Here is a 562-nt window from a genome sequence, read left to right as displayed (position 1 = left end):
ATAACGAGTATATTAATGAATACTCGTATTAAATAATATTTTGATTAATCAATAATAAATATTAAAAAATAAAAACTCTTAATTTTAAAAATATAAACCAAAAGGAACAAACAACCATGAAAAAACTCTTATTTAGCACTATAGCACTTAGCTCTTTAGTCTATGCTAATAATGGAAGTATTAGCATAGCTAAAAATGATATAGAAAAGGTTATAGAATTATCCCCTGATAGAAACCTCCCTCAAAACAAAGCCATCAAAGAAAATCTAAAAACTAAAGATGATTATATAAAAAGCCAAGAAGCTAAAAAAGACTTTGAAGAAAAAAAGAAAGAATTAAAAGAAAAACTAAATCAAGAAGAGGAAGCTAATGAGGAAACTAACAATCAAACTAATGACACTACCAACCCAAGTAACCAAACCAATAATAATTCTAACAATAACACTACCACCACTAAAAAAATAATAACCAAATACAAATTTGTTATCACTAATGAAAACACTAGCTTTGAAAAACTAGGTATTAAAGAAGAGGATTTACAATTACTTATTAGTGAGTTTAG

Annotated in this window: 1 pseudogene; it reads left to right on the top strand. The window is 25.6% G+C overall.

Annotated features, from left to right (window positions below):
- Nucleotides 1–116: 116 nt before the first annotated feature.
- Nucleotides 117–562, top strand: a pseudogene (locus L8U41_RS07855) (ShlB/FhaC/HecB family hemolysin secretion/activation protein); the annotation flags it as partial.

This window comes from Campylobacter sp. RKI_CA19_01116 (assembly GCF_025771405.1).
Classification (GTDB): domain Bacteria; phylum Campylobacterota; class Campylobacteria; order Campylobacterales; family Campylobacteraceae; genus Campylobacter_D.
The sequence above is the reverse complement of the archived record's forward strand: the minus strand, read 5'-3'. Positions and strand labels throughout refer to the sequence as shown.